At 60.0% G+C, this 26,229-nt stretch carries 19 protein-coding genes and 2 pseudogenes; 10 read left to right on the forward strand and 11 right to left on the reverse strand.

Annotated elements, in window-relative coordinates:
- Positions 1-601 precede the first annotated feature (601 nt).
- Positions 602-913: a DUF736 domain-containing protein gene (locus tag NKH98_RS16900; protein ID WP_352850563.1), complete on the forward strand. Its 312-nt coding sequence runs from the start codon at positions 602-604 to the stop codon at positions 911-913.
- A gap of 159 nt (positions 914-1,072) precedes the next feature.
- Here the strand turns inward: NKH98_RS16900 and NKH98_RS16905 are convergent.
- Positions 1,073-1,288: pseudogene (locus NKH98_RS16905) on the reverse strand (MucR family transcriptional regulator); the annotation flags it as partial.
- 304 nt (positions 1,289-1,592) lie between these two features.
- Here NKH98_RS16905 and NKH98_RS16910 point away from each other — a divergent pair.
- Both NKH98_RS16910 and NKH98_RS16915 read left to right on the forward strand, forming a co-directional pair.
- Positions 1,593-1,841: a DUF736 family protein gene (locus NKH98_RS16910; protein WP_352900013.1), complete on the forward strand. Its 249-nt coding sequence runs from the start codon at positions 1,593-1,595 to the stop codon at positions 1,839-1,841.
- 415 nt (positions 1,842-2,256) lie between these two features.
- Complete coding sequence (locus tag NKH98_RS16915) at positions 2,257-3,345, forward strand: IS110 family RNA-guided transposase (protein WP_352899917.1); 1,089 nt, start codon at positions 2,257-2,259, stop codon at positions 3,343-3,345.
- Positions 3,346-4,915: 1,570 nt separating this feature from the next.
- Here NKH98_RS16915 and NKH98_RS16920 read toward each other — a convergent pair.
- The gene (locus tag NKH98_RS16920) at positions 4,916-7,150 is read right to left on the reverse strand and encodes an adenylate/guanylate cyclase domain-containing protein (RefSeq protein ID WP_352899919.1); all 2,235 of its coding nucleotides are present in this window, start codon (positions 7,148-7,150) and stop codon (positions 4,916-4,918) included.
- A 670-nt stretch (positions 7,151-7,820) separates the two neighbouring features.
- On the opposite strand from NKH98_RS16920, the gene NKH98_RS16925 reads away from it, so the two are divergent.
- Complete coding sequence (locus NKH98_RS16925) at positions 7,821-8,399, forward strand: hypothetical protein (protein WP_352899921.1); 579 nt, start codon at positions 7,821-7,823, stop codon at positions 8,397-8,399.
- 107 nt (positions 8,400-8,506) lie between these two features.
- Entirely contained in the window at positions 8,507-9,028 is a 522-nt protein-coding gene (locus NKH98_RS16930) for a helix-turn-helix domain-containing protein (protein ID WP_352899924.1), read from the forward strand.
- A 49-nt stretch (positions 9,029-9,077) separates the two neighbouring features.
- Here NKH98_RS16930 and NKH98_RS16935 read toward each other — a convergent pair whose 3' ends face one another.
- Both NKH98_RS16935 and NKH98_RS16940 read right to left on the reverse strand, forming a co-directional pair.
- Complete coding sequence (locus tag NKH98_RS16935; protein WP_352899926.1) at positions 9,078-9,521, reverse strand: hypothetical protein; 444 nt, start codon at positions 9,519-9,521, stop codon at positions 9,078-9,080.
- A gap of 68 nt (positions 9,522-9,589) precedes the next feature.
- Positions 9,590-10,096 (reverse strand): annotated as a pseudogene (locus tag NKH98_RS16940) (transposase); the annotation flags it as partial.
- Between the two features lie 985 nt (positions 10,097-11,081).
- Between NKH98_RS16940 and NKH98_RS16945 the strand changes: the two are divergent.
- Both NKH98_RS16945 and NKH98_RS16950 read left to right on the forward strand, forming a co-directional pair.
- Entirely contained in the window at positions 11,082-11,675 is a 594-nt protein-coding gene (locus NKH98_RS16945; RefSeq protein ID WP_352899928.1) for a hypothetical protein, read from the forward strand.
- Between the two features lie 14 nt (positions 11,676-11,689).
- Positions 11,690-14,593 carry an SEC-C metal-binding domain-containing protein gene (locus NKH98_RS16950; RefSeq protein ID WP_352899931.1) on the forward strand — a complete coding sequence of 968 codons (2,904 nt, stop codon included), beginning with the start codon at positions 11,690-11,692 and terminating at the stop codon, positions 14,591-14,593.
- Positions 14,594-14,759: 166 nt separating this feature from the next.
- On the opposite strand, the gene NKH98_RS16955 is transcribed toward NKH98_RS16950, so the two are convergent.
- The 4 genes from NKH98_RS16955 to NKH98_RS16970 form a co-directional block, all read right to left on the reverse strand.
- On the reverse strand, positions 14,760-15,971 hold the full coding sequence (locus tag NKH98_RS16955) for a patatin-like phospholipase family protein (protein WP_352899934.1): 1,212 nt from the start codon (positions 15,969-15,971) through the stop codon (positions 14,760-14,762).
- Positions 15,958-18,165 carry an anti-phage 6A-MBL system cap2_3 protein gene (gene cap2-3 / locus NKH98_RS16960; RefSeq protein WP_352899936.1) on the reverse strand — a complete coding sequence of 736 codons (2,208 nt, stop codon included), beginning with the start codon at positions 18,163-18,165 and terminating at the stop codon, positions 15,958-15,960. The genes NKH98_RS16955 and cap2-3 overlap by 14 nt, the downstream gene beginning before the upstream one ends.
- A complete protein-coding gene (mblB, locus tag NKH98_RS16965) occupies positions 18,162-19,268 on the reverse strand; it encodes an anti-phage 6A-MBL system MBL-fold protein (protein WP_352899939.1) in 1,107 nt (368 codons plus the stop codon). Before mblB ends, cap2-3 begins: the two co-directional genes overlap by 4 nt.
- Positions 19,269-19,681: 413 nt before the next feature.
- Entirely contained in the window at positions 19,682-20,743 is a 1,062-nt protein-coding gene (locus tag NKH98_RS16970) for a tyrosine-type recombinase/integrase (protein WP_352899941.1), read from the reverse strand.
- A 115-nt stretch (positions 20,744-20,858) separates the two neighbouring features.
- On the opposite strand from NKH98_RS16970, the gene dusA reads away from it, so the two are divergent.
- On the forward strand, positions 20,859-21,854 hold the full coding sequence (gene dusA / locus NKH98_RS16975; protein ID WP_352801609.1) for a tRNA dihydrouridine(20/20a) synthase DusA: 996 nt from the start codon (positions 20,859-20,861) through the stop codon (positions 21,852-21,854).
- Between the two features lie 6 nt (positions 21,855-21,860).
- On the opposite strand, the gene NKH98_RS16980 is transcribed toward dusA, so the two are convergent.
- Positions 21,861-22,565 (reverse strand): TIGR02281 family clan AA aspartic protease, encoded by a 705-nt coding sequence (locus tag NKH98_RS16980; RefSeq protein WP_352801607.1) that lies wholly within the window; start codon positions 22,563-22,565, stop codon positions 21,861-21,863.
- A 13-nt stretch (positions 22,566-22,578) separates the two neighbouring features.
- Positions 22,579-22,812: a DUF1289 domain-containing protein gene (locus NKH98_RS16985; protein WP_031193575.1), complete on the reverse strand. Its 234-nt coding sequence runs from the start codon at positions 22,810-22,812 to the stop codon at positions 22,579-22,581.
- Positions 22,813-22,986: 174 nt separating this feature from the next.
- On the opposite strand from NKH98_RS16985, the gene NKH98_RS16990 reads away from it, so the two are divergent.
- Positions 22,987-23,985 (forward strand): nicotinate-nucleotide--dimethylbenzimidazole phosphoribosyltransferase, encoded by a 999-nt coding sequence (locus NKH98_RS16990; RefSeq protein ID WP_254817266.1) that lies wholly within the window; start codon positions 22,987-22,989, stop codon positions 23,983-23,985.
- 4 nt (positions 23,986-23,989) lie between these two features.
- Here NKH98_RS16990 and NKH98_RS16995 read toward each other — a convergent pair whose 3' ends face one another.
- The gene (locus NKH98_RS16995; protein ID WP_352478883.1) at positions 23,990-25,504 is read right to left on the reverse strand and encodes a sensor histidine kinase; all 1,515 of its coding nucleotides are present in this window, start codon (positions 25,502-25,504) and stop codon (positions 23,990-23,992) included.
- A 75-nt stretch (positions 25,505-25,579) separates the two neighbouring features.
- On the opposite strand from NKH98_RS16995, the gene NKH98_RS17000 reads away from it, so the two are divergent.
- Positions 25,580-26,203: a thermonuclease family protein gene (locus NKH98_RS17000; protein WP_352801605.1), complete on the forward strand. Its 624-nt coding sequence runs from the start codon at positions 25,580-25,582 to the stop codon at positions 26,201-26,203.
- The last annotated feature ends 26 nt before the right edge of the window (positions 26,204-26,229 follow it).

Below are 26,229 nucleotides of genomic sequence, written 5' to 3' on the forward strand. Positions count from 1 at the left end.
CCGGTGACCACCACCGGATCACCAGAAGGCATAAGTTTCTGATTCCGTATGGCAACAAAATCGTGTCCGGGGACGGAGATTATCACCTCTGCCTTCACCCCACGGAGGAAGACGTGAACTGCTTTTTCGCTCCTCCTCAAGGAGTTTGATTTCTAAAGCGGAAGGTCCGGAAGGGGATCGACACCTACCGGAGCGTGAACGTCCGGTCCGGAGAACCGTCGGGAACGGCGGCTTATGGCGCGACCAAGGCGATCGCCGTCATAGCGGTTCCTGCCATCCGTTCGTTCAAGCGTTCAAGCCACGCCCATGGCGCCCTCGAATGGATTGGGTCTGACCAAGGATCCTCTTCGCTCCGCTGCGCCTCGATCGTCTTCCCGAAACGACGGCGCTTCGTTTTCTTCCCCTTGCCGTACCACCCCACCACCCAGGCGGTGGCGGGGACCCCGATTTGCGTCCATTCCTCGCGGCTCAAGAAAGCCTCGCGCCGCCGTCTTCCACTTCGTTTCAGCCACTTTGGGGTGCGGAACGATCGTCCCCGGTCTCACGACCACCATCGAGGCCGCGATAGGCGCAGCCCGAGAAAACAGAAGGAACGACCAAAATGGCTACCATCGGCACTTTCTCCCGCACCGCGAACGGCTTCTCCGGCTCGGTCAAGACCCTGAACCTCAACGTCAAGACGGTGACGTTGGCACCGGCCGAAGGCGACAACGAGAAAGGTCCGGACTTCCGCATCTTCGCCGGAGCCACCGAGTTCGGAGCGGCATGGAGGAAGACCTCGCGCGAGGGCCGCGACTACCACTCCGTCAAGCTCGACGATCCGAGCTTTCCCGCTCCGATCTATGCGAGCCTGGTCGAAACCGACACCGGGGGCGAGTTCTCGCTCATCTGGTCCCGCCGCTCCGCTGAGTGATCCGACTAAACACGAAGCCCCGCCGCAAGGCGGGGCTTCGCCACTCCAGGTTCGCCACGGCACCACTGCCTGGTGCAGCACGCTACGCTTTGACGAGTGCCTTGCGTGCCTTCCTTCCGGCGACTTGGCGGCCGATGGGGTTGTTGTCGCCGCTGCCGCCGCGCGAGCAGCTCGTTTTGGTTTTTCCGCCGCAGTTGTTGCCGGCGCTGCCGTCTTGCGCCCCAGCCCTATTGATTTTGCCAGGGCCGAGCGGGTGGCCGCGTAGTTTGGCGCCACCATCGGATAATCTGAGGGAAGGTTCCATTTTTGGCGGTATTGGTCAGGGCTCAGATTGTAATGCGTTCCGATATGTCGCTTCAAGGATTTGAATTTCTGAGCGGGACCGCGCGGCCGAGCACTGGCCGTCTGGCAGGAGTGCGGCGCGGCCGCCAGTGACGAAGTCTTTCTCATGAACCGGGGACACTTTGACGGCCATTATTTCGGCTCGCTCCCGCGGACTTCGATCATCGGCGGCGCGGTGCCGGTCTGAACCAGCAACCGCACCCCGCCAGAGCCAGAGATTTCCAAGATCGCGTGGAGGCGAGCTGTGACGGCGCGCGACAGTCGTCAACGCTCATGAAAGGTGCAACTGAGTGGCACCATTCCCTAACGATAACGGCTTGTTCGGCACATCTCAACGCTGACGCTGGACGCGAACCTCTCGCTCTTCCTGGGGAAAGTCGGAGGCAAAAAAGCGCCACACCATCGCGTCGTCTTGCGAAAGCATCGAGACCGGCGCGGCGTGGGATCGCATTGGCAAGGCCGGCGCCCATCTCGCCGTAACGATCCGTCCTTCAAACGACCGATCCGCGCCAACCTATTTCCAGTTCGACGCCGAGAAAAGTACCTGGGCCTCGCGATGAGCCACCCATCAAGGCGCCACGAGTGAGGCAATCGGATGCTCCAATTGCGGCTCAGTCAGCGTTCTGTGCCAGATCGCTTGGGCGCCGGTCAAACCCTTCGGCCGATGTCCCGTCAGGCGGTTGTGTCGGCAAGCTAGGCCGATTCGCAATCGCGTGGTGAGCGCACGGCTCGCTCTGACAGTAGCATCTCATCCGGCGGTCCGTGGCCAGCGTATATTCGCGAGTGCGCAGAGCCTCCACCATTCCGGGGAGATTGCTTGCGCCGTCATACACGTCGAGTGCGTTCACGATGTTCATGCCGTGTCGCGAAGGGCGTGATGGGGCTGATGCAGATCATGCCAGCGACATGGGAAGAACTGCGCATCAAGTAGATCTCGGCATCGGACGGCCGGTAGTTCGGCGGCACATTCTGCGTCTGTCAAACAGCGCAGGAGGCGAACGATGGAATTCTTTTGTGGACTGGACGTGGCGATGGACGAGACGGCGGTTTGCGTCGTCGACGATCAGGGCGCGGTGCATCTGGAGGCAGCGGTGATGACCGATCCCGAGGCACTGTTTGCGGTGCTGAAGCCGTTTCTGGCGCGACTGCGGCGCGTCGGCCACGAGGCCGGCTCGCTATCGCCTTGGCTGCATCCGGAACTCAAGAAACTTGGCCTGCCGGCGATCTGCCTGGAGACGCAGCACGTGCGCGCCGCGCTGTCGGCGCAGCGCAACAAGACCGACAAGGCCGATGCGCTCGGCATCGCCCACATCATGCGCACCGGCTGGTTCCGCCAAGCCTACATCAAGTCGGAGAGCTGCTACCGGACGAAGCTTCTGCTGACTCACCGGCGCAATCTGAAGGCCAAGTTTCTCGACCTGGAGAACGCCATCCGGCACTCGCTGAAGTCATTCGGCATCCGCCTGGGCAAGGTCGGACGCGGGGCTTTCGAGCAGGGGGTGCGCATGGCCGTGGCGGACGATCCGCTGTCGGCCGAACTGATGGACGCCATGCTGTCGGCGCGCGCGGCGCTGTGGCGACAGTACTGCCGGCTGCACGATCTCGTCGTCAAAATGGTGGCCCGCAGCGAGCTGTGCCGGCGTTTCATGGCGATCCCCGGCGTCGGCCCGGTGACGGCGCTTTCGTTCATGACGGCGATCGACGATCCAACGCGCTTCCGCCGCTCACGCGACGTCGCGGCCTACTTCGGGCTGACCTCGCGGCGCTGGCAGTCGGGGACGTCGATCGACGTTCAGGGCCGCATCTCGAAGGCTGGCGATGCCGACGTGCGGCGCGCGCTCTACGAGGCGGCGTCGGGTTTGATGACGCGCTTGAAGGGCAAGGACAAGGTCAGGAGCTGGGGCCGGGAGATCGCCAAACGCTCCTGCCACCGCAAGGCCTGTGTCGCTGTGGCGCGCAAGCTGGCGGTGATCATGCACGCGATGTGGAGCGACGGCACGTTCTATGTCGGCGACGCGGCCATGAGTGACACCGACGCCGCGCAACGCGCCCACATCAAGGATCGACGCCTCCTCGGAGCGCATCGATGAGCGGCGCGACGGCGGTTGAAACGCCTGGCGCCCGCACGCTGACGGACGCCATCTGACACAAGGAGATCCGCCCTGGCGGATGAGAACCGATGCAGACCAGGAACGACGGAACGCACGTTATCTTGCCTGCGGCCGCGCCGACGAACAGCCGGCCGGACCGCGCTCGATTGCCTGTGACGATGCTCCGTCAGTCCGATGGAAAAGTGCGCCACGACGGTTTGAGCGCTGCAACCATGCAGCCGAACCACACCGTCGCAGAGCGCGGAAGATTGCACGGCGCATCGGAACTCGACGTTCAAAAGCGGAATCGTAGCGCAGAGCATAGATTCGTATATTATCGCATCCTGAAGGAGGAACGACGATGGTTACAAAGTATCGCCAAACACAACCGATTAAGATGGCAGGATAAAAGGGCGCACATTGCGCGGCGGTCGGGTTGTTGTCTTTCAATGGGTTATGAGGTGGTTTCGCAATGTGTGCATGTCTACTGCACATTGCCAGAATCGCGAATTGTCAGCTGTTTCCGTGGCTTAGTGCAATGTGCGAGGGCTCTGTCAGCGCTTGAGGAGGGTGGGGCCGGGAAGGGGGGCGTGGTCAGAGACGACCCGCTGAGATAGCCTGTCGTCGGCAGATAACGAACTGGCGCATAGTCGACGTCAGCACCTCGTCGACCTGCCTTGCGGTGACTCGCTGGGCGGTCGGCACGGCTGCCGCAGCGATCTTTCGCCGCTGCCCCGAGTGCCGACGCCGCCAGCGTCGGCCGTAGGATGGCGCCCGAGCGCAGGCTTGTCGGCTGGCGCGTCCACCGGAGGGCTCGTCGGGCCGGCATCCGCCTGCGCTGCGGGCGGTCCAGCCGTGCTAGCGCCGCCGCCAGGGATCGCTCCATGCTGACACGAATGCGCAAAGTGTCGTGTTACGGTCTGATGGTTTTACGTCACTGGCCTGATCGCCATCAAAGCAAATGGGAGAGTTCGCCACGTCTCGGATCAACCGCCGCGCCTTGCTCCTCCACTCTGGCAGCGCAGTCGCCTCGACAGTTGCGGCAACGGCGCTCGGTGCTGAGCCGGCAGGTGGAGACCGAGGACCTTCCGATAGTCTGCGAGCGCTGATTGAGGCGCACAAGGTAGGTTATGCTGCGTTCGGTGAAGCCCTGCATGACATGGGCGGTGGCAGCAGCGAATCCGATAGAGCCAGCCGGGAGGAGGAGAGGGCGCTGCTCGCCATCTGCGGCTACCCTGCGGTGGGGGAAGCGGACCGCCTAGCGAAGGGTCGGTACCTTTTAGAGATCGAGGCGCGCGGTGAGCTCGACCTGGCAGAGCATATGCGGGCCGTTCTCCACTCTACAATGTGGAGGGGATGAGGCGACCGAGGCGCGGTTTCGGTCAGCTACTGAATGCCTGGTGTGCGCCGCATGTCTGCCGTAGGGGTCAGCTTTGCCGCTTCCTGAAAGCAGACATTGTCGGCGATACGCTGGAGGTCGAGGGTGCGCCAATTGTCGACGTTTGCAGTTATGCCAACAACGTCGCGTCTACTCGGCAAGCAGACTTACGGCCTTGCGGCATTTGGGAGCTCACTTGACGACCGAAAACTCGAACTGGTGCCCGCGGTAAACGGCCTTGTATTCGTCGTCGCGCCCCGGCGTCCTGAACACATTGCGATAAATTGCTCCACAGCTTGTCAGCTCTCTTGGAAAGGCATTGCACAGGAAATTGCCTTGCACCCAGGAGGTTCCTGAGCGGCTCCTCTGGCCAACGGTCTCGCTGACGGCGCCGTCGACCGAGGTTGTGCGCTGCATCGGCAGGAACGTGGGCATTACCAATTTTCCGCGCGTTTCGTGGCCGAACATTAGAGACCTTATTTCCGCCGCTGTGAGCCGGTCCTTCGGATTCATGCCTGCCTTTGCCAATGCCGGCAGCTCTGGCACACCTGCCTTGGTCAGCCCAGCCAAAAGGCGTTCGATATCGGCCGTATTCTTGAACACCATGTAATCCTGGGTCATCAACTGGCTCGGCCCCCTGTCCACCCGCCCAACAACCTTCCTAAGCGTTTCCAAAGCCGCCGCGGCCTGGTCTGTGCGCCCAAGATGCCCATAAGCCGAAATAAGGACCTGCAGGGCATAAAATTTCGCCCGTGGATCGGCCGATATAAGGTCCATCTTCTCGATAGAGCGAACCGCGTCCTCAAACTTCTCCTGGCCGAACTCGGCCAGTCCGGCTTGGTAGCGCCTGTAGTCCATCCACGAGTTTGGGTCGACGCGCGCAGCCGCATCGAGATAGCTAAGCACTTCCTTCGGCCTGCCGTTGAAATTCAGAGCATTGGCCAGCGAGAGATAATTCCAAGTATCGCTGGGATCGAGCGCCACCGACTTCAGAAGAACGGTAACTGCGTCGTCCGAGTCGTGCTCGCGGACCATCAACTCGGCGACGAGCTGATAGTAGCCCGGCGAAGGATCCCTGGCCGCCGCTTCCAGGGTTTCATAGATCTTGCCCTGGGCCACGTCGGTCGTAAGCCCCATTACTACGACCCGACCGACATCCGCGTCCCAGTAGGCCCAGGCGAGCTGGGCGTACGCCGCGCCGAAATCGGGGTCGAGTTGCACGGCTTGCTGGAAATACTTCACAGCCTGCGCAAACTCCTCGGGCGTGTTGATACGGTTGTAGATGTCCATCCCCTTGAGATAGGCCTCATAGGCCTCGGGATTACTGGTGCCTCCGGCCCGGGTAGCCGGCGCGCCGCTCACCAGGCGGAGCTGGAGCGCACCCGCGATGCTGCTGACAACGCCGTCCTGCAGCGCGAATACGTCTGCCCACCGGCCGTCGAAACGCTGCGCCCAGAGATGTCTGGAAGTCGAGCCATCGATCAGCTGCGCATTGATGCGCATGTCGTCGCCAACGCGGCGAATCGAGCCTTTCAGCAGGTACCGGACGCCCAATGCCGCCGCTATCTCCTCCGGCTTCGGGTCCTTGTCCTTGTAAGCGGAGGCCGCGTTGGGGGAGAAGACGAAAAGACCCGGCACACGCGCCAGTGCGGTCGTCAGATCCTCAGTGAAGCCGTTGGCGAGATATTCTTGTTCCTTGTCGTCGCTGAGATTGTCGAAGGGCAGGACGACTAGCGAGGGCCGAGCGTCGGCTGCCTCGCTGACGGTCGGAACGGCAGGCTGTGCAGGCCTCTCCCATCGCTGCCACCATGCTGCTGCAAGGCCGAGAGCCAGGACGAGAATTCCCGCCGCGGCCGGAAAACGCCAGGCGCGCGAATGGCGGTGAGCATGGAGGGCCTTGCCCGCTGCCGCTGGATTGAGCAGTACGCGATAAGCCCGAACTGGTTCGGTGATATTCTTGACCCTCTGTTCGCCCATTGACTCAAATGTGAACGCCAGCTTCCTCTCGACCTCCTTGGCCACTTTTCCCGAGACGCAGATGCCGCCTGGCTCCGCCATCTGCTGAAGTCTGGCCGCGATGTTGACCCCATCGCCATACCGGTCGTCGCCGTCAACGATCACCTCGCCGAGGTTGATCCCGATCCGCACCTGAATCTGTTCCGCTTCGGGAAGCGAGGCGTTGCGCTCGGACAGGCCGCGCTGCAGCGACACCGCACATTCGACGGCATCGACGACACTGCCGAATTCGGACAGCATCCCATCGCCCATCAGCTTGAAGATATGGCCGTGGTGGCGAGCAATTTCGGGTTCGAACAGTTCTTTGCGCCCGGCACGAAGGCGTTCGAATGTACCGGCCTCATCGCGCTCCATCAGAGCCGAATAGCCCACTACATCTGCGGCTAAAATCGCGGAAAGCTTGCGATCCATTGTCGGCCTTGCCCTAGCGGATCATAGTATTGGTTGTTCTGAAAGGAAACCGACCTAACCAGCAAATCCCTTCTTCCGCACGTTTAATGGACCGCTGATACGGCGAGGTGTAACCAATGTCGTAGTCACCACATTCGAGACATTAGAGCTTGCCTGCCGGAATGGCTCGTTTGGGTCACATCGAGACCACCTTTTGAGCACAGCGTACGTCCACTTCCGCTCTTCCACGGCCGAAAACTGTTAGTCTGTTTGCGGCCCTATAGCTGCCGGGCAGAAGGGCGCACGCCAGACAATCGAATGGGTATGCGGAGTGGCTGCGACATATAAGTCGATAAAGATCAACCGAACAGCACATCTTTGCTGAGCCTTGCGCTGGGCCTCAGTTACTTAGAGGCTAGACCAGCCTCCACCAGTCGGCGGAACGCCTCCGATCTAGTGGGAAGATCGGGCTGATTGCGGCGCCATTCGTCAACGCGAGCAAGCAAGTCACTCGAGAGCCGGAGGTCGAAGCGCTCAGTTTTGTTATCAACAGGATCGGGCGTATTTGACAATGGCTATGTCCGTAATGTACGGTATGTACGTAATTTGTGGTTCGCGCTTTGCAGCCGACCGACGTGCTCGAACACGTCGCTCGGCCTGACCACAACCCAAGCTGTTTGGAGCTCGGATCATGGCTGATTCCGACAATAGCACGACTTTGCCTTCCGTCATCCGCAGGAGACTATTTCGCGCAACAGCCGACGCTGCCGTTGAAGTGTGGCGCGAATGGCAAGCTGCTCATGAAGAGACCGATCGGTTGAGCCGCGAGCAGCAGCGTCTGGAGCGTAAGCTCGTAGACGAAGTCGGCTTTCCCAAAGTCTTGCCCCGATTGTCAGTTGATAGGACCGCTACGCCGCCTTCACATGAGGCACTTCGCGACGTGCTCTGCGTAGGTTCTGTCGACCCGGCGGTCAGCGCAAAGGCCGAGGTCGATTTGGCGGCCCATCAGGCGCGCTGGGATGCCTGCGACCGGGCGATTGGGTATTCCGCCACGCTGCGCGCTGAAAGTGAGGCAGCCGATCGGGCGGAGGCGTTGCTTGAGGCATTGTCGAAAACGCCGGCCACCTCCCTTGCCGGTGTGGCAGCGAAGCTTGATGCCATACTCAGGGAAGGACAGCCGTCGAAAGGCGATGCCGAGTTTCCCTGGCCACAAATCCGTTCTGTTCTGGAAGATATTGGTCGGATCAGCGGGCAGCCAGGGCCGAGCTGACCGCACGAGGCCGTTTCAAGCACTCGGTAGCTTCCTATCATTCGGATCTTTGGAGGGTGTCGCTAGGGAAGCCTACCGCGACCAATCTCTATGAGGGAGTGATGCGATTGCGAAAGGCATTGGTGGACTCAACGCGCCCCCGCGTCACCCAAACGTGGCCAAAGCCTGAATCCGAGTGTAGCCCGCATCCCGCAGATCGGCACGTCGGCAAGCAGATCGCGATCGTTCGCGTCCAGTCGGACATATCGCAGGCTCAGCTTGCGCGATCCATAAGAATCAGCTTCCAGCAGCTCCAGAAGTACGAGAACGCGAGGAACCGCGTCAGCGCTTCCATGCTCTACGAGATTAGCAGGTCCTTGGACGTTCCCGTCAGCCGCTTCTTCGAAGGCCTGCCTAGTAATGAGACTAGCCGTGAAGCTCCACCTCTGCCGGTCGATGAGCGCATCGATTTTATCGCCAGCGCGGAAGGCCGCCGTCTGATTGCGGGGCTGATGCTGCTTCCTTCGCGGGTGCGTGGTCGCGTGGCAGCCGTAATCGCCGCACTGGGGGAGGAATTGGCTGAGCTCGACGCGAATAGGGACATCAACGCAGCCGGCGAAGCAATTCCTGCTGACCGAAAGACCGCTTGATAAGTGGGTGCAGCGGCTTCGTAGCAATCCGCGAGTTCGTCAGCGGGATTCAAAGCTGGGCAGTGCCCATGCCCCAGCTTCGCACCGGCCATCTATTGCCTCCCTCCTTTTCCTCTACCGTGAAGTGAAAATCTCTGAATCGTTTCGCTTCGAACCGAGGCAGCATGTCGGAAAATTGCGCCCTGGTGACCTCAAGGGAGAGGCTTAGAGACGCCAGTTGATCGGCTTCAAAAAGAGCGCCCGCGTCGGGATGTTCTGTCTTCATGGGAGTCGGGGCCATGATCATGACGACGCCAGGCCATCTGAATGCTGCATTCGGCATGATGAGCGAGGCGGCCAGTATGACATAGGTGAACTCGACTGATTGGCGCGGCGGGCCTGGCTGGACGACCTGGCCAAAACTGATGTTGGCTGAGCCCACGATCTCACCACGCCATTCGCCTGCAACAATCGGCGGCAGCTGAAGACGGGTTGCCTTTTTTCGGATTGTCATTCCCTAGGTTTTTGCGTCAGGTAGCAGGGACATCAACACCCGCCGCCCCAAGCCCACACCTGGTAGTCGCGACGAACCTTGAGATAAGTCGCATCGATCCAAAGATACGGCCAGTCACCCTCGATCGGCCGTTCGAGGAAGGCGTTCACCTTGCCGTCGATCTCTTCGCACAGCCGCGACACCTGGCTCTTGGAGATGCCGCTCATGCCTATCGCCTTAACCAGGTCGTCGACCGAGCGGGTCGAGATGCCTTGCACGTAGGCCTCCTGGATGACGGCCGTCAGCGCCTTCTCAGCCATGCGGCGCGGTTCGAGCACGCCCGGGAAGTAGGACCCCTTCCTAAGCTTGGGAATGCGAAGTTCGACGGTTCCCGCTCGCGTTTCCCAGTCCCTGTCGCGGTAGCCATTGCGCTGGGCGGTCCGCAGCGGGGTCTTCTCGCCATAGCCGGCGCCCGTGGCGGCACCCACTTCCAGCTCCATCAGCCGCTCGGCGGCAAAGCCGATCATCTCGCGCAGCAGATCGGCATCGGGGGTCTTCTCCACGAGCGCGCGCAGGTTCATCATGTCTTCGGTCATCGGTGGTTCCTTCCGAAATGGGTTGGCGTCAACAACCAAACCCTACCGGAAAGTGACCACCGACAGGCCGCTCGCTCGCTACAGCGCTACTAACGGCGCGCTCGCGAGCGGCTTCATAACCCTTACCTACACCACCTGATGGGACACGACCCGCCTCTGCACAAACAAGTTTTGTAAACCGAAGGTCGGGAGTTCGATCCTCTCTGCCGGCACCATGTTTTTCAAATAGTTACATCGCCTATAATTCAAGTCGATTGCCTCCATGTAGCTTTCATGTAACGGGATTCCAAGCAGTGTAGGTTGGAAGGAGAGTATGAAACGCATCAAGATCGATAGTGTGGAGCCGGGAGACATTCTGTTCACGGCTCGACCAAGCACTAGCAAAGCGATCCGCATCGCGACACACGGCATCGTGTCCCACGCGATGATTTGCGTACAGCATGGCTCTTTCATCGACTCAACGATGGATGGCGTCCAAGCGCGGAATCTGCAGCGCGAGCTGTTCGAGGACGACGAAAAGGTGTTTCACTTCCGCCTGAAGGAGCCGGTTGCTCCTGAAATCCTGTCGAATGTTATCGACTATGCCCGCGCCGAAATCGGTGCGCGGTATTCCCTGCCAGAGGCCATCCGATCAGTGGGGGAGTGCGTAAACCGAGGTCGAACCGCCAGTTCTGCTCCCGTCTGGTCGCGAGGGTCTATAAGAGGGCCGGCATCGATCTTGTCCCGGACCCCGACTATTGCTCCCCGGAAGATCTACGGCGTAGCCCCTTGCTGGTGGAGGTGCCGGTCTCGACAGAGACGGTGTCTGCGGAGGAACTGGAATGGTCGAGAGCACGCGACAATCCCATCAGCGCTACGCATCGCGCGCAAAATGCTGTGCTTGATGCCACGCGTTCTGTTGATCCGGGCGTGGAGAACTTCAACGATCTCCATTCGCTGCTCGTCAAGAGGCCTGATGCAGACCCAATTATAGCAGCTGCCCTTCATGAGAGCGGTTACCTTGATTTGTGGCGAACGGAATTTGATTTGCACCCCTGGCGCTACGTTCCGGGCCTCATCGACAAGATTTTCCGGGTCGTCCGAGGATCTGAGGGATTATTGCATCGGCACAGTCAGGGAGGCCTACAGCGGCAAGATCCGTTTTGCTGTCAATCTCGTTCTGTTGCGTGCCTTGCATGTCCAATACCCGCGCGAGTCGCTTCGGCTGGAGGTAGAGCTTTATGATACCCTGGTTCGGAACGACCAGATGCGCCGGGAAGTCGCCTACACATGGCTGTCCAAACACTATCCAGATGACCTGAAACGACATATGGAACAGATCGAGCCTCATAGCGCCCTTTGGTACTCGATTGTTGACCGCATCGAACCAACCCTGGCGGCGCTGTCCCGTAACTCCGTCGAAAGGGAGGGCGAGGCGACTGTCTGCTCATCATGTGGCGACCAACCAACCCTGGACTATCGGTTGGTCAATGGCGCGGAGACCATGCCAGGAGTGCCATCCCTGCGCCTCTGCGAGGACTGCATCGAAATCCGGCGAGGCATGGGCAACGTGCTGGTCCCGTTTCTAGTCGCACAATGAAAATGGAAGCTGCAATGGACGCTGTAAACGGGGAGGACGCGCCGCCCTTGACGCAGTCAACGCGAGCCGAAGCCAGCGTTCTGGATCCCGCGCAGCTGGGGCGAATTGAAGCTGTGCATCGTGGCTTCCTTTTCCAGCACCTTTACGCCGCTCAATGCTTGTTGTCGGCTGCAACGTTGAAGGCGCAGACCGTTTCCGTCGAAAGCGACGAAGATGTCGAGGTCCAACTCGACGGCACCCGTATCTATGTCCAGTTGAAGCACCGGAAGGTAGCCCTTGCCTGGGATGATATCGAGAGCGCCATGGCGCGATTTGCGGAGTTGCGTGCGGCCCATGCCAGAGGAGAGCGTGACGGCACTGCGCGTTTCGTCATCGTCTGCAATGCGGAGCCAAACGGCCCTTTGTTGGAAAGGCTTGCTGCAGGCGATTGGCCCGCGGACGTAACCATCGACTGGCCGGTGGCCGAACCGGCCAGGCGGATCCTTCCTGTCCCGCAACCCTCTTTGATGGAAGCAGTCCAGGCAACTTGTGGACTGGCAGAAACCTTGCCGTTTGCAACCCTGGCGCCCGAGACCCTTGTCTGGAAGTTGGCTGGGCTTGTGACGCTGGCGGCCACGGGAGAAAGGGCGACGCTCGACCATGTGTTTGCTGTACCGGACCTTCCGGCCCTTTTTGAGCAGTTGGTGCTGCAATTGCAGGATCTGCCGGTGCCGCCGGTCCCCTATCGGGTGCAACAGGATGAACCGGTTCTCTCAACGGGCGAACGCGTCCGCCTGATCGTTGGCTATTCGGGCTCAGGCAAAACGTCATGGCTGGCACAAGCCGCCCAGCATGCTCCAAATCCTCTGGTCTATCTCGACGTTGCTGACCTGCCAGGCGCGGCTCTGGCCAATGCCGTCGCGCGCGAGGTCGCTGGGCGGGTGCTCGGAGGCGGGCAGGGCCTTGGCGAGATCTTTCTTCCTGGGGCTTCTGGCCGCGAAATCCTGCAGCTTCTCTCTCGTCGCATGAATGAACGCGGGGAGGTCGTAACGGTCGCCCTAGACAATGTCCATAAACTGACCGCTGACGACCTGATCGGTGTGATTCAAGCGGGCAAGGATCTTCGTTTCGTACTTCTTGGCCGGCCGGAGGGTGAAGTCGCTGCGATCGAAGCGATTGTCGGCGTTCCACGCGAAAATCTATCAGGGTGGGCGCCTGATACCGTTGCTACTGCCGCGCATGAAGCAGGATCTCATGGCGATGCGGCGGATTATCAGCACTTGATCGACTTGACGGGTGGCCTCCCGCTTTTCGTCCTCAATGCTCTGTCTGTGGCGGGATCCGACTACGAGGGTTCGGTGAAGCGCCTTTGTGCAGACTTGGCGCGCTCAACCCACACCCGAGAGATGGTGCAAGAACATATTCTTGGCCGCGTCTTTGAACGGTTGCCGGCCGCCGCGGCCGAGGTCGCGGATCTGCTCAGTCTTTGTGATGTGCCCATCACGCGTGTTGAAGCTGGTTCATATGTCGCCGCAGCCCGGGGGCCAGAACGTTCGATCTTCTCGCAGGCTCTTCGCCATCTCCTGAGCCAGGGTCTGTTGCAGGCCTTCGCTGGCGACAAGATCAAGCTGCATGATGCGGCCCGTGTCGTCGGCAAGGGGCGGCTCGGTCTGCACGGTGCGGAGCCGATGAGGGCGCGTCAGGAGGCACTAAGAGCAGTAATCCAGGAAAGCCTTCCGGCGAGCTGGAGCCCGGCGAGGCTCTCTTTGTTCTTGCGGCTCACCGGTGAGGTTGGTCGGCTCGACCTACTGGTCGAGATGGCGACGGAAGAACTGTTTCACGAGATGGGCGTCTGGCCCGAGGTTGAAGCCTATCTTGAGCACGGTGCCCAGGATGCAACAGTTCCTCCAGACCAGCGCATCAAGGCTCTCGATGCTTTGGCCTTTGCAGACATGAAAGCCGAATCGGATCGGGCGGCCGTTTGGCTCGATCAGATGGACGCGTTAATCACGACTCATGATCTCGGCGCAGAAGAGCGGCTTCGTGTGGGCATGAAGCGCATGAACTTCTTGGCGAAAGATGGTGATCGTCGGGGGGCAGTGCGCCTGATAGCAAGCCTAACCCCAATCGTCGAAGAACTGCCCGCCGCGCATCGACGCATCTTTTCATACAATATTGCCTGTGCGGAACTCGCACTTGGAGAGCCGACGGCGGCCGCCGAGCGGGTTGAGCCTTTGGTGGGAGAATACTATGATCTCATCGGGCTAACGCCCGCACTGGTCATAGGCAACAATGCGCCGGACCTGGCCAAGATGTTGAAAAAGGGTGCGGATATTGACGACATCAAGCATCTCGCGGATTCCCTCGACGTTCTAGCCAAGGCAACAGATGCACAGGGCAAGCCTTTGCCCTTTGCAAGAATTCATGCCCTGAAGTTCTACGATCTGGCACATGCGCCGAACTCAATGTTCCGTGTTGCGCAGGATCTTGTCGACCAGTTTCTCGGTCGCCGGGATTTTGACGGCGCATTAAACATCATGGAGTCGATTGTTCTGCCGCAACTTCAGCAATGGAAGTTGGCGGATTACCTTATCACCGTTCGCTCGCACTACGCCGTGGTCTTGGCATATTGCGGCCGATTTGATGATGCAGAGGCAGAAATGGCCCGGCTTGATCCTTACGAGCCTGGGCTTAAGCCACTGGTACAAAAGGAACTGGCCCATCAAAGGGAGTTGATCAGAAATCTTCGTGCATTCGGGCCGCCACCCAAGTGGGTCCCGCCACCGGGCGCCTTGGAGCAAGCCGCGGCAATGCTGAAGAGCAACGGGGGCGTTCCAACTGTGCGGGGCCCTGCATCAGTGCGGAAGGTAGGTCGTAACGAACGATGCCCATGTGGATCAGGCGAAAAGTACAAACGGTGCCATGGGCGGCTCACTTAATAGATCGCTGCTGGTTTCTTGAGAGTGGCTTCGCCCGTTGAGGTGGATATCGGATATCCAAGCTCGCAACCGCCAGACTGGCCGTCGAAAGCGCCGCCGGCATCGGCTGATTGATGCTGGTTCCACCTTGGAAGAACGCCTTGGCGAGGCACCACAAAAAAGTTCTTCAAACCTTCAAAAGGCGTGGCAAATGCTCCTGTAGCAGGGCCAATGTCAGTTGCTCCCCTCGCTTCGACAGCCGATCAATCCATTCGACCGGCATCGCAGAGAAATCCGTGGGGTAGCTCGCAGCCATTTTTGCCGTCACGAGATCTACAGGGGGAAATGCCAATTTATCGTCAGATTGGCCGAGATAGGGAATGATGAAGCCCTTTAACGTCCCGCCTTTCTTCAGGTCAAAAAGGCGGTTCATCGCAAGATTTTGGGCACGACCGTGGATGCTCCCCAACACTGCGATCATACGAGATGGCCAGAGCATCGACGGAGGAGAAAGATCAAGACCGTAGCCCGCACGGCAAGCAATGATGGTGTCAAACTTTCCAGCATGAAGGCTGATGGCGGGATCGCGGTCCGGCCACAGCGGCGCTAGGCCAAGATTATCGTAGACACCGCCGTCCGTCAGGATTACCCGCTGAGAGCTCGATACGCCGTTTTTTTCTAACATCAGATACTCGTCGAGGGCGGGCAGAAGGACGGGAAATGCAGCGGAAGCTGCGACGGCATGAGCAATCTCGATTCCATGCGGCTGTCCCCTGCCAAGCCGCCAAGACCCGACACTGTCGCGCGCAAAATAGAAAGCTGATTTCGTCTGAAGCTCACAAGCTACGATAATGAGTTTTGGGCGATCAGTTCGTAAGTCGGCCAGTGTCTCTTTATTGAAGACGTCTTCGGATAGGACTCGTCTCAAAATCGTAGTCCGGCTTGCCTTACGCCGGAACAATGGCGAACGGAGCCACTTACTAAGATACAGCCGCACTCGCGCCGGTATAGGCAGAAGTGACAAGAGAACCCGGATCAAAAGCCTGCAAAATTGGATCAGCGCAATTGGCACGAAATGCAGCGCTGCCTTGACACCCTCCAATGTAGCAAACATTTTGAAGATCGCAGGCCGTGAGAAACCTCTCGCCAGAACCTGCCTGACGGTCTTTTCAAAGTCAGAAAAATCGCCCTTATGATGGCAATAAAGCGCGGCTAGCACGCTGCCGCCGGATACGGATGAAATAACCTCGATTCGTCCCAGAACACCTGAGGAATGCAAGGCTCGCAAACAGCCGAGATGAAACGCCATGGCGCGTGCACCACCGCCAGACAGGGCTAGCGCTACCCTTTCAGGCTGGTTTGCATCGCTGGTAGCCGTACTCGTACTAGGCTCTACCATGTGTCACAGCTTCGCCACACGTACGCCCGTCGGCTCCCAGTCTGAACCAGAATTCCTTCCTCCCACATATCGCCATAAGAAATGGGCCGCCGGAAGGGCCCATGTGCTTGGCGAGATGCGCAAAAACCTGTTCATCGTCGTTGCTGGGCCGCACTGCGGTGCCGTCAGGATGGCTATGCCATTCTCCAACGTAACCAAGATTTCCTGCACTAGCGACGCCAAGGCGGTCGACCATAGGCTTCAGGTCCTTTGCTCCACGGATGAAATAGGTGGGGGACTGGGCACTATCGGGCGGAGCTCTCAGCGCAGCAACAATGTGTACAATGCGCCGGCTCAGATCAAAGGTGCCAATCAGAATTCCGCCGGTTTCATTGGGAGCCGCTTCACCACGAAGCCGTTGCATCTCATTGAGGGCGAAGTGACTAATCGTAAAGCGCCAATCCTCAATGGTGTGACGCTCGACGCCTGAAAGTTCTAGGTTAACCGGCGCAACCGCGCCATTCTGAGGATCAAGGCGCCAGACTTGAGATGAAGCAACCGACCGTTCGAATAAGCCGATCAACTGCCCCCCTGCAAGGCCAGTCAGTGTCTGTACCTGCCAAGGTGGGAGAGGACGGGACAAATCCTGGCACGCATTGGCGTAGCGAATAAAGTCGAGGCGACCGCCGCTTAAATGCCCCTGCAGGCGGTCATCGCTGGCGACTGCCAAGAAATATTGCGCCTCAATCTCATCCAGGTGCAAGGCTCGCCCCGGATCCTCCGCCAAAATGACAAGATCGCTGCCTGAGGGATTGAAAAAGCAACTTACGGCGCGCTGAACCCGACCGTGGTCCGCTACATACCCAAGGACAGCCGGTGATGCGCTGAAGTCTACGACCAAATCGGCCTGTTCAAATTTTTCGTCGATCTCTGCACCCAGTTCTCCGGGATCAAGGATATTGGCCCTAATCTCGTTCGCGGAGTCATGGTCAGCCAGAATACAATTCGCATCAAGCGCTAGGGCCAGGGCCTTGCCAACCCCCACGGCACGGTTGTCTTGAAACTGACGTACGGTGTTGTGGGGAAGCACAATATCGTCGTCTATAATCGTCCATATACCGATCCCGGCGCGCGTCGTGCCGACGACGACATTTGACCCAATCGCACCAGCGCCAATTGCCACCAAGCGCCGGTCCTTTCCTGTTGGTGACGCAGCAAAAAGGCGTGCGGCTGCACGGTCGAGTCTCCGAATTACACGCCATTGATCCAGATAGGTTTTGCTGAGATCGCCAGCTGCACCGGCAGGGATTCGTGCGACGACTGTACCTCGCTGGAAATAGGTACTTCCCAAGAGCTCACCCAGCTCTGAGAGTTTTTCGTCAGGCATGAAAGCCCGGACTTCCCAGGCCTCAACCTCGCCGCCGACCTGCTTGAGTTTTGGGATTTTCAACATCAACAGCAGGTGGCGTTTGTCAGCTCGCTGAAGCTGCTCCGGCTGCAATAGCCAACTCCTAATTTGGGTAAGAGAATCAGGGACACCGTGGGCCGCCGCAAATTCAATAAGCTCACTGAGGGTTTGCGGTGCTTGGTGCAGGGCACCTTGAACCTGTGGAGGGAACGTGATCGGCAATACGGAAATCTCGAACTGCTCTTCTCGCGACTTCGCCGTCGGCGGCCCCAGTAGGATTGTCCACTGACCGTTGTACTTGTCCGCACTCCAAACGGCCAAATTCGTGGGTAAAGTGGCTGCAGGCAAAATGAGGCTGTTCGTGGTGGCCCGCAGCAATGGCTCCAGCGCCTGCCCTTCCTGGTGCAAGGTATTCGTTGCCATACGTGTGAACCAATTGCGGATGCGCTCAATAAGCGCCTGCGCCGTGAGCCCGCGGCGGAGGTCTGCCCAATTCTCTTCCCATATGCAAAGACAGATTCCGTTCGAATCTGGTGCGGCGTTTGTGTGCACCTGATCGTGTGGGAAGTCGGCTCGCCGAGAAAACACGTAGGGAGAGGCGGAATCGTCTACAGGGACGCTGAGGCGGATAGGCTCCGCATCAATGATTGCCACGGCTCGGTCTTGGGGCAATTCCGGTTCGACCACCAGATCGATCAGATCATGGCTGGAGCCCGTTTCAACGTTCTCCAGGCGGGCATAGGGATAGTCATGGGCTGCCAGATAGGCGACGATCGCGCGAGCTCTGGCCGACTTCAAAACCGTCATGCTCCTCCGGCCCGGGGGGCCGCACTGCTTATAATGGTTGCCGAACCGCCCGCCGTTTTCTTGATGATATATCCGCTGCCGCCAATTTCGATGACCAGGGGCTTGGGGTTTAAAGCGGTCGGATGTTCCATTGTCACCAGATATTGGCCGTCCTTGGCTTGGGCGACGCTTTCATAGTAGGCTGCTGCCTCCCTATGTGGCGGCTGCGTGGTATCTGTTTCGGGTATGACAGAGCTAGTCGAAATCAGCAGGCACTTTTCGGCGCCTTGAGTTCCATAAAGCCACTTTAACCGGTCTACCGGCACCGTCTCACCGTCACCCTTGTCATCAGCCAATGACTTATAACTGGTGTGGTGAGGCACGTTGTTGATATCCCACAACAGCCGGTCATCGTGACCATGGAATTGCGTAATGCGCACAATGTCGTCGATCGTACCGTGTTCGACGTCCGCCGACAGGATGAGACGAGTCAGGCGTTCCGCTACCCGGAAGGTGGCCTGCATAAAGAGAGCGGAGGAGTTCCGTATGATCAGGTCACCTTCACAATGCTCGGCAAAGGGAGAGTGGACAAAGAACTCGACCCCGTCTGCGTCGAGGTTGAACTCTGGGCACAGCGTCCCCGCGTCACTAATTAGATTTCTGCGTTTCGCAGGGTCAATGTCCCGATCAAGCAAAAACTGGTTCAAGGGATCAGGGCGCGAAAACACCCGCACACCTTCACCCTCAAGGAACCGATGGCGGGCTTCCGCACGCAAGGTCCGCGCCTCACCTTCGACCCCCACCTCGAGAACAGCGGCTGCAGGCACCCACAGCGTCTTGATCCGAATCCGACCGTCGCCTTGGTACTTATCAGCATGGTTCAGATGGAATACTTCTTTGGCGCGCTTGGTGTGGTCAGTATCAAGGTGCGTAAAGGCGACCACATCGATCTCTTTTTTGTCGCCTAGGCACTCGCGCAACTCCTTCTCCAAGTCACAGCGTTTGTCAGCCGCGTCATCAGGATTGCGCATGTCCGCAAAATCGAAAAGTGCGGTACGCCCATTTTCAAGTTGGATGAAGCAACAGTCCGCGTTGCCTATCGGGAAAAAACGAACAGTATGCATTGCTTTCTATGACCTCAAAAATTGGGTGGGGAGTAGCGAACATAGCAGGAACAAATGTCGAAGTCCTTTTCTTTCGTAATTCTACTGTGCAGAAACTGCCGTAGTCGACACTTTAGCTGCCTGTCGCTTTCTCAGGGGAAGCTACCCGGCCTACGGAGCCTATTCCACCTGATCCCACCGTTCACGGTGCGAAAAGTGAATGAGAAGCACCAAAAGTTCGGCTGAAAAGCCAGCTTCCGTTACACAAATCCTTGCACAACATCCCAAAAAATGCCAAATACCATTTATTAAACAATGAGATGCGCAAAGGCTATTCGGTCTCCAAAACCGCCGCTCCTTCGAAGCACTGCCGTGGTTGCGCGCACACTGCGCTGAGGGTGGCCCAGCTATTGATGCCGCCCCTCGCACCTCAATTATGCAGCCTTCGCAGCGTGGATAGTATGAAGCATCTCGGGCTTTAGATGTGTGTAGCGTCGCAGCATCTTCCAATCCTTGTGTCCTGTAACCAGCGCTACTTGTTCGATTGTGAACCCAGCTTCGAATAGGCGGCTCGTGCCTTCGTGGCGCAAATCATGAAAATGAAGGTCGTGGATGCCTAGGTCCGAGCACCCTCGGCGGAAGGCCGTCCCGACTGATCTATGATTGAACGGGAAAATTCGATCATCGTCATTGCTTCGCTTTGCGCGCTGCTCCTCAACAATGGCCCACGCATCGTATCCAGTTGCTGCAAATAGCCGTATGCGCTGATTGTTGCCCTTTTTGTTGCGTGGGTCTTTCCGGTCGCGGATGAGAAGCATCCGCGTGCGAGACTCCAGATCGGACCAACGCGCCTTGCAAATTTCCTCCTGACGCATCGCGGTTGCAACGGCGAAACGTATGATCCGGCCAACCGGCGCTTTCTGAAGAGGGTTTGAATCGAAGTGTGCGATTAGCCTATCGAGTTCATCCTGGGTGGGCCGCCTGTCGCGCTCACACCCCTTGCCGACAAGACCGAGGCGCTTAAGTGCCAAACGCGCGAGATCGATGGGTTCCACCTTGACGGGTAGGCCGTGGACGGCTGCAGCATGAGACAGGACAAGTTTTATAAAGCCGATGTCTATACCGAGCGTCATCGGTCCAGCACCTTGTGCGGCCCGGTCACGACCAAAACGAATGAGCCGTTCGCGATCGAGGGCCGCGATGCTGCACTTCCCCAGATGTCTTTGGAGCATATCCAGCGCTGCGGCCTTGGAGCGGCGAGGGGACTTGCCTACATCGCACATGTCGTCGATATGAAGGTCGATGAGTTCGCCGAAAGTCTTAAGGCGCGCTATGCGGGACTTAGTCGGCGTCTCACCGCGATCGACTTGGCGCTCGGTTTCGGTCGCCCAGCGGCGTGCGTCGTCTCGGCGCAGGAAGGTCTCGCTGACGTAGCGACCTTTGCGACGGACTTGCACACGCCAGGAACCGGAGGAGAGCTTTGTATAGGTGGCCATTTTTTCGTGTGCGCTCCGTGTGCACTGAGAGATCAAAACGTGGCGAAAAGGGTCGTATTCTGGCGTAAATTCGTGTGCACTCGGCAGGTTGTAACGATTTGATGTTAAAGAAAAAATGCTGAAAAATCAAGATCATAGAGTGGCCGTGGCCCCGATGATGGACTGGACGGACCGGCACTGTCGGTTCTTCCATCGCCAGCTGACGCGCGAGGCGCTGCTCTACACCGAGATGGTGGTGGCCGATGCGGTCATCCACGGCGCACGCGAGCGCCTGCTTGGCTTCGACGACAGCGAACATCCGGTGGCGCTGCAACTCGGCGGCGCCGATCCGGGAAAGCTGGCCGAGGCGGCGCGCATCGGCGAAGCCTTCGGCTATGATGAAATCAACCTCAATGTCGGCTGCCCGTCCGACCGCGTCCAGTCGGGCACCTTCGGAGCCTGCCTGATGAAGGCGCCTGTGCTCGTCGCAGATTGCGTTGCGGCGATGAAGGCGGCGGTGAAAATACCGGTTACCGTCAAGTGCCGCATCGGCGTCGATGAGCAGGATCCGGAACCGGCGCTCGATGCATTGGCCGATGGTGTTTTCGCGACCGGCGCCGACGCGCTGTGGGTGCACGCCCGCAAGGCCTGGCTGGAAGGACTGAGCCCAAAGGAAAATCGTGACATCCCACCGCTCGACTATGACCGCGTCTATCGGCTGAAAGCCAGAAAACAAAACAAATTCATCGGCATCAACGGGGGCATTCAATCTCTCGCAGAGGCGCTGACGCATCTCGACCATGTCGATGGCGCCATGCTCGGCCGCGCCGCCTATCACACGCCAGGGATACTGACCGGCATCGATGCCGCGTTTTACGGCAGCACGGCTGAGTCGTTCGACTTTGCCGCGCTGATCGACGCCATGGCGAACTATGCGGCACGCCATATCGAACAGGGTGGACGGCTCGGGCATGTCACCCGGCACATGGTCGGGCTGTTTCACGGCCTGCCCGGTGCACGCCGCTACCGGCAGATCCTCTCCACCGAGGCGACACGGCCGGGTGCCGGACCGGAGGTGCTGAAGTCAGCCTTCGCCGAGGTCGATTTCGGCAGGACCGCAGAGGCGGCCTGAGCGAACTCAATCCCGCAAGATCATGCGGTCGCCGCGCACGTCGAAACCCGACAGCGAGCTAATGAAATTCATGCCGAGCAGGCTCTGACCGAGGGTGCCGGGTGCGGCGATCATGATGGGCATGTCCTTGCGCACGATGCCGCCGATCGACAGTTCGTCGCTTCGCACCGCCGCTGCGCGCGTCATGCCGTTGGCGGTCGAGATCGGGATGGTGAAGTGGAGAGCCGCCGAATTGAACCCGGCCGCCAGAGCGTCCTCGGCGGTCAGCACTGTGCTGGTCGCGCCGGTATCGACAACCGTCAGGATCGGCGTGCCGTTGATCGTGACGCGCGCTTCGAAATGGCCGCTGCCGGCCTTGTCCAGGGTGACGGTGGCATGGCCTTCTTCCACGCCCAGCGCCAGCGGACTGCCGGGAACAAGGCCGGCGGTGACGCGGCTGGCGAAATCCTGCAACTCATAGCGGTACTGATAGCCGGCGATCAGCGCCAGCACGATGGCGCCCCAGGCGCCGAGGCTGCGGGCCATGGTGCCCAACGGCCTGCCCGATCTGAGCAGGCCGGCGCCGACGAGTGCCGCTAAGGCGCCAAGCCAGATCAACTGGCTGAAATCGTAATTCTCAATGCCGAATGTACTGCCGGCGGAATCGTGGAGCATGAGCAGGAGTACACCTGCCCCGATCGCGACGATCAGAATCCACAGCAGTCGGTTCATCTGTGCGGCCGGTTCACGAGAGGGCGTCGCGTTCGCGTGCCATGCGGCTGCGACGGGTTTCCCGGCGGGGGCGTCGCTCGACCGTTTCCAGCCTTGCCGGCAGCTCGGCCATCACGCTGCGGCGGGTTTGCGGGGTCATGTCGATCCAGGCTGCGATTTCCTCGCGCGTGCGCCCGCAACCGAAACAGAAGCCGGTTTTCATGTCGATCGAGCAGACCAAGATGCACGGGGATTCAATGGCCGTCATAAGGATTTCCTTGGCTAGCCTCCACATGGTGCAACGACAAAGTCAATGCAAGCCCTCCGGGATGCGCCGCCAACGGGTGCGTTCGCGTCAATACCTCGAAGTTTTGCCGAGGTTGTGCCGGCCCGCCAAGGCGGCTATGCCGCTCACCAATTCACAAGGACGATTGCCATCGACATGACCAGCGCACTGCCTTTCGACGATTTTCGCGACCTCCTGGTGAGCCTGCCGCCGGCAGATATGGCTGCCAACACCCGCGTTCGCCAGTTGTTTGCCAAGGCAGACAAGCCCGAAGGCTCGCTTGGCCGCATCGAGGACATCGCCGCCTGGCTCGCCGGCTGGAGCGGTCGCGCGCCGCCGGCGGTGACTCGACCATTGGTGGCGATCTTTGCCGGCAATCATGGCGTCACCCGCCACGGTATTTCGCCGCGCCCCGCCGCCGCTACGGCAAATGCAGTCGAGCTCTGCGCCGCCGGCGGTGCAGCGATCAACCAGATCTGCATCGCCAACGATCTCGGCTTGAAGGTGTTCGATCTGGCTCTGCACATTCCGACAGCCGACATCACCGAGGATGCGGCACTGGACGAGCGCGGTTGCGCCGCCACCATGGCCTTCGGCATGGAGGCGATTGCCGGCGGCACCGACCTGCTTTGCCTTGGCGACCTCGGTGTTGGCAATTCGACTGTCGCCGCGGCCCTTTGCACCGCACTGTTCGGCGGCACCGGCGCCGACTGGGTCGGTCCCGGATCAGGGGCCGACGCAGCGATGCAAAGGCGCAAGGCGGAGGTGGTCGATGCCGCGGTCGCGTTTCACGGCGCGAGCCTCAAGGACCCCCTGGAAGCGCTGCGCCGGGTCGGTGGACGGGAATTCGCAGCGATCTGCGGCGCCATTCTGGCGGCGCGGATGCAGAAGATCCCGGTGCTGCTCGACGGGTTTGCGGTGACTGCGGCCGCTGGCGTCCTACATACCGCCAACCCCGCCGCGCTCGATCACTGTCTCCTCGCAAGCCTGTCGCCGGAGCCTGGCCATGCCAAGGCCGCCGAGCGCCTCGGCCTTCGCCCGCTGCTCGATCTGGGCGTCAGTCAAGGCGAGGGGGTAGGAGCGGCGCTTGCCGCCGGCCTGGTCAAGGCGGCCGCGCTGACCAGCTCCGGCATGGCAGCCGCGGTCGGCGGTTAAGCATTCAGCGCCGGCGCGAAGCAACCGCCTTGGTCGGCAGCGCCGGCAGTTCCTCCATCACCCGGCTCAGCGGGAAGATGGCGATCGCCTCGGTGCCTTCGCGCAGCCGGGAATGGAGCTGGAATTCGCCGCCATGCATGGCCAGCAGGCCTTGCACGATCGGCAGGCCAAGCCCTGTACCCTGTTCGGCGCTCTTGATGGCGATCGAGCCCTGGCCGAAGGCCGAGAGCACGATCGGAATCTCGTCTTCCGGTATGCCCGGCCCATTGTCCTTGACGGAGAGATATTGCCCGCCGCCCGCCGTCCAGCCGACGCGCACGCGGATTTCGCCGCCGGTCGCGGTGAACTTGATGGCATTGGACAAGAGGTTGAGCACAATCTGCCGCACCGCGCGTTCGTCGGCAAACAGGCGCGGCAAGGCGTTTTCGAAATCCTGGACGATGCGGATGTCCTTGTTGCGCGCCTTCAACTCCATCATGTGGCAGCAATCCTCGACGACGGAAAGCAGCATCATCGGCTCCTCATTGAGCTGATAACGGCCCGCTTCGATACGCGACAGGTCGAGGATTTCGTTGATCAGGTCGAGCAGATGCTGTCCGGAGTCGTGCACGTCACGGGCATAGTCGCGGTATGTCGGGTTGCTCATCGGGCCGAGCACCTCGTTGGCCATCACTTCGGAAAAGCCGAGAATGGCGTTGAGCGGCGTGCGCAATTCGTGGCTCATCGAGGCCAGGAAACGCGATTTCGCCAGATTGGCGTCTTCCGCCCGCCGCCGTGCCTCGTCCGACATCGATTTCGCCGTCTCCAGTTCGGCGATCAGCGCATCCTTTTCGGAGCGGAACGAAAACAGCATCAGCGAGGAACGGTTGAGCTGGCGCGCCACATAGGCGAAGAACGGCAGCGACGAGATCAGCAACCCGGCCATGATCACTTCGACCGGCATCCATAATTTTGCACTGGCATAGGCATAGATGGCGACCGGGAGGGCGAAGGTCGCCAACAGCGCACCGCGAAGGGACGATGCCAGGATCGCGGTTGCCGACATGGCGAGCAGCAGCACCACCGCCTTGGCGACCTGGAACTGGTCGATTTGGCAAGCTTCGCAGCCAAGCCATGCGAACCAGGCCCAGCCAAGCCCGCAAAGAAAATGGCCGATCAGGAAATCCCTGTGCGTCTCCAGCGGGTTGAGCTCGGACGCTTGCGTGACGCGTCTGGCCATGAACGCAACGATGGTATAGCAGATGAATGTGAACAGCGCCCAGACGCCGATCTCCTTGCCGAGGCCCGCGAACAAGCCTGCCGCGGCCGTTGCCAGAACGAGCAGCGGGATAACGATCACGCCGCCGGTCATCGAAAGCGCGTGGAGCTTCAACAGCTCGCGGTCGAAGTCGGGATTTCCGGCTTGCTGCGAAAGACGGTCGCGCGTCTTGCGCACCGCGCGCGCGACATCGCTGTTGCGATGGCGTTTCCTGCGGTCCACAATAAACTTGTCCGCCGTGGTCGAGCGTTGCAGGGGCATGAAGTCTTCAATTTACGCGGGCAGCAATTTCAAATCGTTAAGCTACGTTCGAATGATTAACCAACGGTTTGCCATATGAGCCGTTCGTGGTCGCGATGGCCGCGCCAGCGATACTATGCGCCACGTCCGCGAAGCCTGTGGCGCCGACTGATGGACTATGGGCTGACACTCATCGTGCTGGGCCTGCTGATCCTCCTGGCGGCGCGCCTCGACCGGGTGGAGACGCGCAAGACGGAGGGTGCGGCCACCGTCAATGACGGCGATAGCATGACGCTCGGCAGCGAGCGCATCCGCATGCGTGGCATCGATGCGCCGGAATATTCGCAAATCTGCCGCAAGGACGGTGCCGACTATCCTTGCGGCAAGCTCGCGCGGCAATCCCTGGTGCGGTTGATAGCCGGCAAAGCGGTCTCCTGCAGCGGCTGGCAGCGCGACCGCTACGGCAGGCTGCTCGGCGACTGCAAGGCCGGCGGCAAGGATCTCAACCGCGCACAGGTCGAGGCCGGCTGGGCGGTCGCCTTTGGCGATTTCGAGACCGAGGAAGCTGCTGCGCGCGCGGGCAAAGCCGGCATCTGGGGCGGAACTTTCGACGAGCCGAAGAACTGGCGCGAGAGCCACGGCCATGAGCTGGTCGAAAGAAAGCACGGCGCCTTGGCGTCGATCGGCGATGCCCTGCGTGAAATTTTTCGCTTCTGGTGAGTTGTGCCTATAGTTCGTCGGGACGG

The organism is Mesorhizobium sp. M0833 (assembly GCF_040319905.1).
Lineage (GTDB): Bacteria > Pseudomonadota > Alphaproteobacteria > Rhizobiales > Rhizobiaceae > Mesorhizobium.

Bases quoted from the DNA above. Each gene is read 5' to 3' on its own strand.
- NKH98_RS16985 (WP_031193575.1), bottom strand. From the start codon at position 22,812: ATGACGGCCATTGAATCCCCGTGCATCTTGGTCTGCTCGATCGACATG.
- NKH98_RS16955 (WP_352899934.1), bottom strand. From the start codon at position 15,971: ATGGTAGAGCCTAGTACGAGTACGGCTACCAGCGATGCAAACCAGCCT.
- NKH98_RS16995 (WP_352478883.1), bottom strand. From the start codon at position 25,504: ATGCCCCTGCAACGCTCGACCACGGCGGACAAGTTTATTGTGGACCGC.
- NKH98_RS16925 (WP_352899921.1), top strand. From the start codon at position 7,821: ATGGCTGATTCCGACAATAGCACGACTTTGCCTTCCGTCATCCGCAGG.
- NKH98_RS16900 (WP_352850563.1), top strand. From the start codon at position 602: ATGGCTACCATCGGCACTTTCTCCCGCACCGCGAACGGCTTCTCCGGC.
- NKH98_RS16945 (WP_352899928.1), top strand. From the start codon at position 11,082: ATGAGAGCGGTTACCTTGATTTGTGGCGAACGGAATTTGATTTGCACC.
- cap2-3 (WP_352899936.1), bottom strand. From the start codon at position 18,165: ATGACGGTTTTGAAGTCGGCCAGAGCTCGCGCGATCGTCGCCTATCTG.
- NKH98_RS16990 (WP_254817266.1), top strand. From the start codon at position 22,987: ATGACCAGCGCACTGCCTTTCGACGATTTTCGCGACCTCCTGGTGAGC.
- NKH98_RS16935 (WP_352899926.1), bottom strand. From the start codon at position 9,521: ATGACAATCCGAAAAAAGGCAACCCGTCTTCAGCTGCCGCCGATTGTT.
- NKH98_RS16970 (WP_352899941.1), bottom strand. From the start codon at position 20,743: ATGGCCACCTATACAAAGCTCTCCTCCGGTTCCTGGCGTGTGCAAGTC.
- NKH98_RS16950 (WP_352899931.1), top strand. From the start codon at position 11,690: ATGGACGCTGTAAACGGGGAGGACGCGCCGCCCTTGACGCAGTCAACG.
- NKH98_RS16920 (WP_352899919.1), bottom strand. From the start codon at position 7,150: ATGGATCGCAAGCTTTCCGCGATTTTAGCCGCAGATGTAGTGGGCTAT.
- dusA (WP_352801609.1), top strand. From the start codon at position 20,859: ATGCTGAAAAATCAAGATCATAGAGTGGCCGTGGCCCCGATGATGGAC.
- NKH98_RS16915 (WP_352899917.1), top strand. From the start codon at position 2,257: ATGGAATTCTTTTGTGGACTGGACGTGGCGATGGACGAGACGGCGGTT.
- NKH98_RS16980 (WP_352801607.1), bottom strand. From the start codon at position 22,565: ATGAACCGACTGCTGTGGATTCTGATCGTCGCGATCGGGGCAGGTGTA.
- NKH98_RS17000 (WP_352801605.1), top strand. From the start codon at position 25,580: ATGAGCCGTTCGTGGTCGCGATGGCCGCGCCAGCGATACTATGCGCCA.
- mblB (WP_352899939.1), bottom strand. From the start codon at position 19,268: ATGCATACTGTTCGTTTTTTCCCGATAGGCAACGCGGACTGTTGCTTC.